Here is an 8,247-nt window from a genome sequence, read left to right as displayed (position 1 = left end):
GTCTGGCGCAAACCCGGGATGTTATCGCTCGTGGTGTTATCGACGAGAAGACTATTAGTGGGAAGGAAATTATTGCTTGACCTGTGTCTGATATCCAGTCCTTATTAGTATCGAAACCAGAGAATGACAATCATGATTCGAGAACACAGATACACCACTAACCAGGACTTGACCACATGAAGCCATGACCATCACATTCACATCTATTACAGTCGCTGATTTTTCGCAACTACTTGACACCGACCGGCCACGTACACTTTGCACATGCGTCGAGTGAAGGGACAACCATGGTTCGTGTATCGCCGGATCCGGATTGGACGCCGGTGCCTTTCCGCCAGTCATGGAGCGGACACCTCATCGTCGGCACCATTACTGCGATAGGCATCGTGATTACGCTGGCGCTGAGCCGGTTGTTTCTCCCTCATCAGGTGAATTTTTTCGCTCTGCTGCTCATTGTGGTGCTGAGCACCGTAGCTGTTGAATTCCTTTCAACACACATCGACCGTTGGCATCAACGCCGCTGGCGCCATCCGAGTCCTGGCGGATGGATTCCTCCGCTGTGCCGGATTGTATTTTTTGTGGGGGTCTATTTTCTTGTCACGCTAGTGCTGACGCTGAACTCCCGGCAGGCACTCATCTGCGGTGGCGCGGCAACCACAGTCGCGATCATCGAAGTGATTGGGATACGGGAGTGGAAATCCGGCTTGACCGGAGCGGAGGAGAGAGAAGCCACTCGGACAGCCAAGAAAGCGCTTGAGGAAATAGCGATAGAAGCGCGCATTGAGCGCCGGGAGAAAGCTCGCCGCAAGGAGGCGGAGCGCCGCAAGCGGCTCGGTTTGCCGGAGGATACCAGTCCGATTATTACGGTAAAGCGGGGTGGTTTCGAATTCAGGCCGCACCGCGTGAACTTTATTCCGCCGCGCGCCGAGCCCGACGCCGCGGAGCGGCCTGATAGTCACTCTGATAAGTGCCCGCAGGAGGGGTGGGATTAGCGAAGCGATGCGCGGGGCCTTGTTCCGCTGTGTGGGCGGAGCTGGCCGCTGAGCTATGGGAGGCGCGGTGCGCAGGGTTCGGCACGGATGTGGCGGCCGCAGCGGAGGTATGCGCGGCGCGGCGGCCGCGGATTTCCTGCCAAATATTGCGGCTGCGTGCGGCGCTTTCGGTACCCGGCTGGGCAGCCCGGCTCCCCCGCCGCCGCGGGCGCTCGGCAGCAGCTGCCGGCGCTTCGGGTGTTTCTGCTGGCGACTCGGCTTCTGCGGCGGATTCCATCTCGACAGCGTCATTCGCTTCCGCTACCGACTCCGGCTGAGCTTCCGCCTCGGGATGATCACCCGCTTCAGCCGCCACATCCAAAACCGGCACCCCGGCGGCTGGCCCGAGCGCGGTGGCGCGCTGGAGGCGGACTTCATCCACAGAGAGCAAAATCCCAGCGGCCCGTTCCAGGATGGTTACCTGCCAAACTTGCACCCCCGCTCCGGCCAGGGCCCGCACGGCATCAGTAATATCCGGATCGATAGCACAAGCGAAAATGCTCAAGCGCGGGGCCGGTTCCGGGATGGGCGGATTGACGGCGGTGAACTCCTGCCAGGCGGAGGAAAAATCATGAGGCCCGCCCGGGAAAAGCCGGGTAATTTCCCGCCGATCCAAAGTGGCGTGCTGGGCGGAACGGGCGAGGGCCGCGAGGAGCGCTGCGCCGTCGAGAACATCAATAATATCGACGCTAATAATGTTCCCGGTGGCATCCAAGGCGACCAAAGAAGCGGTGCCGCGCTCCCCTTCCGGGCGCGTCCACGCTACTTGGAAGGCCGGGAAATCGAGGAACTCCGCAATCTGGGCGCGCAGCGCTTCGGCAACGGAGGCGCGGGTTTCTTCCGGAAGATCAGCGGGAGGCGCCGCGCGATGAAATTGCCCGCCACGTAATGAGAAAACGCCCACGAGATACCATCTCCGATACTGCTTACCGCACCAACCTGCCTATCCAAGCCTATCCTAGGCGAGGTACCTGAGAATTGACTGCACCGCGCTTTATTGCACGACGGCGCCCGCGTCTCCAGGTGCTTGCGTTGTCGTGCCCGAACGGCCCCGGTGGCCCGGTACCGCTAAGCCATCAGATGCTAAGCGGCCGGGCGGAAACCAGCTCCGTGAAGAGCTCGGTTCCCGCCCGGCCGCTGTGCAGTGCTAACCGTGCTTGGCTAACGTTTGCGTGCCCGGCTAACGGTTACGCAACTACGCGCAATACGCAAGCGCTACGCCGTCGCGCCGGCTCCGGACTCATGCCCCTTGGCCATGACGGCCGCGCGCCCGGCTTCCAGGCGTGCCACCGGCACCCGGAACGGGGAGCAGGACACGTAATCCAAACCGACGGAGTCGAAGAAGTGCACCGAGGCGGGATCCCCACCGTGCTCACCGCAGATACCCACGGTGAGATTCGGGTTGCCCTTCCGGCCGCGTTCGGTACCCATGCGCACCAGCTCGCCCACACCTTCGCGGTCGATGGTCTCGAAGGGCGAGGTGTCAAAGATCCCTTCCGCCATATAGGTCGGAATGAATTCGTGTTCGACGTCGTCCCGCGAGAAGCCCCACGTGGTCTGGGTCAGGTCATTGGTGCCGAAGGAGAAGAATTCAGAATCTTCGGCGATCTTCTCCGCGATGATCGCCGCGCGCGGCAGCTCGATCATATTGCCGATCGCGATGTCCAGGTCGTAGCCGGATTCGCGTTCCACCTCGGCGATGATCTTGCGGGCGCGGTCCGCCACCAGGCGGAATTCCTTCTCCGAACCGATCAGCGGGATCATGATTTCCGGATGCGGGTCCAGGCCGCGCTTGCGGCAGGCAACCGCCGCCTCGGCCACCGCTCGCACCTGCAGATCCACGAAGCCGGGGATCTGGATGGACAGGCGCACCCCGCGCAGGCCCAGCATCGGGTTATCTTCGTGACGTTCGGTTGCCGCCCGCAACAGGGTGCGGGTGTGCTCGGACACCTGCTGGCCGCGGGCTTCCATGGTGGCTACCTCAACCGCGAGCTTCGTCATATCCGGGAGGAATTCGTGCAGCGGCGGGTCGATGAGGCGCACCACCACCGGCAGGCCGTCCATCGCCTCGAAAATACCTTCGAAGTCACCGCGTTGCAGCGGCATGAGCGCGCCCAGAGCGGCCTCCTGCAATTCCGGGGTGGCCGCGAGGATCACGTGCTCGATAAGTTCGCGCCGCTCCCCTAAGAACATATGCTCGGTGCGGCACAGGCCGATGCCCTGCGCCCCGAATTCGCGAGCGCGCGCGGCATCTTCCGGATTATCGGCGTTCGCCCGCACGTGCATGCGCGAGGATTTATCCGCCTGGGTAAGGATGCGATCCACAGAACGCACCAATTCGCAGGTGTCCTTATCGTCACCGGCAGCCTCCAGCGCGGCCTCCAAGCCCTGGGATACGTAGATCATGACCGGGGAGTCTTCCACCGGTACCGCCCCGAAGAATACTTCCCCGGTGGTGCCATCAATGGAAATAACATCCCCGGCACGCAGCGTCTGCCCGGTGGACTTGATGAAGACCGTGCCGGCCTTTTCTTCCACAAGCAGGTCCTCCGCACCCACCACGCAGGTGCGGCCCATCCCGCGGGCCACCACCGCGGCGTGCGAAGTTTTCCCGCCGCGCGCGGTGAGCACGCCGGCGGCCACCACCATGCCGGGCAGGTCATCCGGGTTGGTTTCGCGGCGCACCAGGATCACTTTCGCGCCTTCTGCCGCGCGCGCTTCCGCCTGTTCATTACTGAAGACCACTTCACCTACGGCCGCACCCGGGGAGGCCGCCATGGCCTTGGTGATGAGGGTGCGCTGCGCATCGCGCTGGAATTGCGGGAAGAGCAACGAGGTGAGCTGTTCGCCGGTAGTACGGGTGATGGCTTCTTCCGCGCTGATAAGGCCTTCGTCCACCAGCTGGGTGGCCACCCGGAAAGCCGCGGCAGCGGTGCGCTTACCCACGCGGGTTTGCAGCATCCACAGCTTGCCTTCCTGGATAGTGAACTCGATATCGCACAGGTCCCGGTAGTGGTTTTCCAGACGCTTCATGATGTCCATGAGCTCGGTGTAGGAAGCCGGGTCCAGCTGTTCGAGGTCCTTGAGCGAGAGAGTATTGCGGATACCGGCCACCACGTCTTCGCCCTGAGCATTGACCAGGTAATCGCCGTACACCCCGGAGTGCCCGGTGGAAGGATCGCGGGTGAAGGCCACTCCGGTTCCGGATTTCTCCCCCATATTGCCGAAGACCATCGTGCAAATATTGACGGCGGTGCCCAGATCATCCGGGATGTGTTCGCGGCGGCGGTAGATGCGGGCACGTTCGGTGTTCCAGGAGCGGAACACCGCGGTGATCGCGAGGTTCATTTGCCGGCGCGGGTTCTGCGGGAAGGGATACCCGGTGGCGCGCCGCACGATTCCCTTGAATTGTTCGACCAGCTCTTGCAGGTCCGCCGTCGTCATATCAAGATCGCCGCTGTAGCCTTTCGCCTTTTGCAGGGCGTGCAGGGCGTCGGAGAAAAGATCCCCATCAATATCGAGGACGGTGCGGGCGAACATTTGGATGAGGCGCCGGTAGGAATCCCAGGCGAAACGCTCGTTGCCGGATTGCGCCGCCAGGCCCTTCACGGATTCATCATTGAGGCCAATATTGAGTACGGTTTCCATCATGCCCGGCATGGAGAACTTCGCGCCCGAACGCACCGAGAGCAGCAGCGGGTCCTCCGGATCGCCAAGTTTCTTGCCCATCTGCTCTTCCACGGTTTCCAGGTGGCGCGTCACCTCCGCTTCGAGTTCTTCTGGTTCCTGCCCGTTACTCAGGTAGTAGCGGCAGGCTTCGGTGGTGATGGTGAAACCGGGTGGGACAGGCAAATCCATGTGGACCATCTCGGCCAGGTTGGCTCCCTTGCCGCCGAGCAGGTCCTTCATGTCCTTGTTGCCCTCGGTAAATGCGTATACGAACTTGGTCATATCGTCCTCCGTGAGGGTTCACACGCGCATAAGTGCGCGGAGCGGCCCCGTCGCCGCTCACGTGTCCAGGGTAACACTTTGGGGCGGTGTGATCGAGAGGGATTTTTAGTGAATACCGCGCACGTTGCCGGCCGCGTCCACGCCAATGGCCAGCGCGGACGGTTCTTTGGGTAGGCCCGGCATGAGCATGACGCTCCCGGCCATCACCACGACGAACCTGCCACCCGCGGAGAGATGCACGTCCCGTACCGGCACGTCGAAATCGCTGGGTGCGCCCAGGCGTTTCGGGTCGGTGGTGAAGGAGGCCGGGGTTTTCGCGATGCACACGGGATAGCTGCCGTAGCCGCGTTCTTCCAGCTCACGCAGTTGCTCGCGGGCTTCTTGCGCGAAGGTCACGCTCGCACCCCCGTAAACGCGCCGCACCACCGCGGTGATTTTTTCGGCGAGACTCGCGTTATCGGGGTACGTGAACGTGGTGCGGGAGGGCGTTTCGAGGGCGCCCAGGACCGCTTGGGCCAGTGGCGCCGCGCCTTCCCCGCCGCGCGCGAAATGCTCGGAAACAGCCACGGGCACGCCCAGATCTTCGAATTGCGCGCGCACGTTTGCGATATCGGCTTCGGTATCCGTATCAAAACGGTTAAGGGCGACGACGACGGACTGCCCCCAGACCGCCCGCAAATTATGGATATGCCGGGCAGCGTTGGCGATACCCCCGTGGTAGCGCAGGGCGCGCAAAGTAACCACGAATACGACGGCGTCGGGGCGCAGCCCGGAGGTCCGGCACATAATGTCAATAAATTTTTCGGCGCCCAGATCGGCCCCGAAGCCGGCTTCGGTCACCGCGATCTCCCCCATCGCGAGCGCGGCGCGGGTCGCCACCACGGAATTGCAGCCGTGGGCGATATTAGCGAAGGGCCCGCCGTGGACCAGGGCGAGGGTGCCTTCCTGGGTGGCGACCAGGTTCGGGGAAAAAGCTTCGGCGAGGAGGGCGAGCATAGCGCCGGTGGCCCCCAGGTCTTTGGCGGTGACCGGCTTGCCGGCGCGGGTGCGGGCCACTTCCATCGAATCGAGGCGCTCGCGCAGGTCCGCGAAAGAGGAGGCCAGGCAGAAAGCTGCCATGACTTCGCTGGCGGGAACAATATCGAAGCCGGTGGCGCGGGTGGCGTGCGCGCCGGGATTGGAGTGGGTGCCCGCACCCGGGCCGGCACTATCGAGGCGCCCGCTGGGGCTGAGGAGGATGGCACGCAGGGCCCGGTCGTTCATGTCGATCACGCGGCGCACGCTCACCGTGGCCGGGTCGATATCGTGGGTATCGAAATACACCGCGTTATCGGTCATGGCGGCCAGCAGGTTGTGTGCGGCGGCGATAGCGGCAAAATCCCCGTTGAAGTGCAGGTTAATGGAGTCCGCCGGGGTGAGGGTGGCGCGGCCCCCACCGATGGCCCCGCCCTTGAGCCCGAAGACGGGCCCCAGCGAAGGTTCACGCAGGGCCAGCACCGCACGCTTACCGAGGTAGCGCAGGCCGTCGGCCAGGCCGATGGAGGTGGTGGTTTTCCCTTCCCCGGCCGGGGTGGGTGACATGGCGGTCACCAGCACGAGGCGGCCGGGTTGCACGGAGTTGGTTCCAGGTTCGACGGAGCCGGTTTCGGGGTGGCCCAGCTGCGCACCGAGGCTTTCTACCCAGCGGTAATCGATCTTCGCCCGATCCCGGCCGAAGGGGATGACGGCATCTGCAGGCACACCGGCCGCCAGAGCCATATCAACAAGGGGAAGATCAATAGACATACGCTGTAGTTTATACCGCCACGGCCGATCACCTAGGCAAGCGGACCCATGTCAGCAACGTAGGCGTCGAGAAGCGCTTGGCCGCGGGCGTCGTCGTCGTTATTAAAATATCGGAGCACGCGGGCCGGGACCCCAACCACAATGCAGTTCGCGGGGACGTCGCGCATGACGACGGCGCCGGCGCCCACGATGGAGTTTTCGCCAATGGTGACACCCGGGCCGATAGTGGCCGAGGCGCCGATCCACACGTTATCGCCGATGGTGATAGCGGTGCCGAATTCGAGGTCGGTTTCGGCGCGCAGGCGCGGGGGAACCGGGTGACCGGCGGTGGTGATGGTGACGCGCGGGCCGATGAGGACGCGGCGGCCCAGGGTGATGGGTGCGACGTCGAGCAGAATCGCGCCGGAGTTAATGAAAACCTCCGGGCCAATGTGGACATTCGCGCCGTAATCGCAGTGGACGGGCGGAACCACGGTGGCGCTCGGGTCGAAAGAACCGAAGAAACGTGCGGCGATAGTGCGGATCGTTTCGTTATCGGAGGGGTTGGTGGCATTGAGTTCATGCTGGACGGTGAGGCCCTCGCGGCGGACTTTGGCGAGGTAGGGGTCGTCCGCGATGTACATTTTCCCGGCGACCATGCGTTCCCAGGTGGGAGAGGGTTGGGACGCCGATTGTGGTGCGGCGGGCACGGGTTGGGCGGCGGCGCCGGGCACGGATTCCGGCGCGGGCTGATTCGATTTGGTCATGGGTTCATTCTGGCATATCTGAGCTACCATCTAAGGTGAACTCTTGTTCACCCTTCGGAAGGGATGCGGTGGTGCGTTTCCCAGGCTTTCTACCCCGGCGGTGGCCGGCTGGACATCGTGGCCCAGCTGGCATGCTGCCACTTCGCCCCGTGACGGGCTCCCAACTGCGCGGCCGGGCGTCCACCACCGCAACCGTATTGATAAGACCTCACCAGCAGCGGGCCGTTCAGCCGGCCCCACATCAGAAAGGATGAATTATGCGCATTGCAATTATTGGAGCTAATGGCGCGGCCGGAAAACTCCTCACCCAGGAAGCTATGTCGCGCGGGCACGAAGTTATGGCCGTGACGCGCTCGGAAAACGAAACGGAAGCTCCGGTCTCGCTGCGCCGCGATATTTTCGATATCGAACGCGGAGATATTGCCGGCGTCGATGCCATGGTTGATGCCCTCACGCCCAACGCGGATGCCGGGAAGGATTTCCCCGAACGCGCCGCGCACCATCTCATCGAATTGGTTTCCGGGCTGCCGACCCGACTCATCGTGCTCGATAACGGGGACGCGAAGGTCCCGGCAGCTTTGGAGGGTGCCCACATCGCCAAATGGACATATATTTCCCCGGAGATCACCTCCGCCGATCTGGCCGCGGCCGTGATTGAGGAACTCGAACGCGGGCCGCTGACCGCGCATATCCGCCAGCATCTGGTGGTGAGCTAGAAGTAAAGAAGGGAACCT

Annotated in this window: 6 protein-coding genes; 2 read left to right on the top strand and 4 right to left on the bottom strand. The window is 63.1% G+C overall.

Features of this window, described 5'->3' with window-relative positions; translation table 11 throughout:
* The first annotated feature begins 287 nt into the window (after positions 1–287).
* Positions 288–992, top strand: coding sequence for a hypothetical protein (locus tag HMPREF9237_RS09460; RefSeq protein WP_016442315.1), 705 nt, complete (start codon positions 288–290; stop codon positions 990–992).
* On the opposite strand, the gene HMPREF9237_RS03300 is transcribed toward HMPREF9237_RS09460, so the two are convergent.
* From HMPREF9237_RS03300 to HMPREF9237_RS03285, 4 genes are all read right to left on the bottom strand, one after another.
* Entirely contained in the window at positions 910–1,935 is a 1,026-nt protein-coding gene (locus HMPREF9237_RS03300; protein WP_016442314.1) for a hypothetical protein, read from the bottom strand. The two genes, HMPREF9237_RS09460 and HMPREF9237_RS03300, sit on opposite strands and share 83 nt — an antisense overlap.
* Before the next feature lie 311 nt (positions 1,936–2,246).
* Complete coding sequence (ppdK, locus tag HMPREF9237_RS03295; protein ID WP_016442313.1) at positions 2,247–4,982, bottom strand: pyruvate, phosphate dikinase; 2,736 nt, start codon at positions 4,980–4,982, stop codon at positions 2,247–2,249.
* Between the two features lie 105 nt (positions 4,983–5,087).
* Positions 5,088–6,767 (bottom strand): formate--tetrahydrofolate ligase, encoded by a 1,680-nt coding sequence (locus tag HMPREF9237_RS03290; protein WP_016442312.1) that lies wholly within the window; start codon positions 6,765–6,767, stop codon positions 5,088–5,090.
* A 32-nt stretch (positions 6,768–6,799) separates the two neighbouring features.
* On the bottom strand, positions 6,800–7,513 hold the full coding sequence (locus tag HMPREF9237_RS03285; RefSeq protein ID WP_155875817.1) for a sugar O-acetyltransferase: 714 nt from the start codon (positions 7,511–7,513) through the stop codon (positions 6,800–6,802).
* 257 nt (positions 7,514–7,770) lie between these two features.
* On the opposite strand from HMPREF9237_RS03285, the gene HMPREF9237_RS08880 reads away from it, so the two are divergent.
* Positions 7,771–8,229, top strand: a complete 459-nt coding sequence (locus HMPREF9237_RS08880) for an NAD(P)-dependent oxidoreductase (protein ID WP_016442310.1) — start codon at positions 7,771–7,773, stop codon at positions 8,227–8,229.
* The last annotated feature ends 18 nt before the right edge of the window (positions 8,230–8,247 follow it).

The organism is Actinotignum schaalii FB123-CNA-2, from assembly GCF_000411135.1.
Taxonomy (GTDB): Bacteria; Actinomycetota; Actinomycetes; order Actinomycetales; family Actinomycetaceae; genus Actinotignum; species Actinotignum schaalii_A.
Note: the sequence above shows the minus strand (reverse complement) of the source record. Positions and strands in the feature narration are given on the sequence as shown.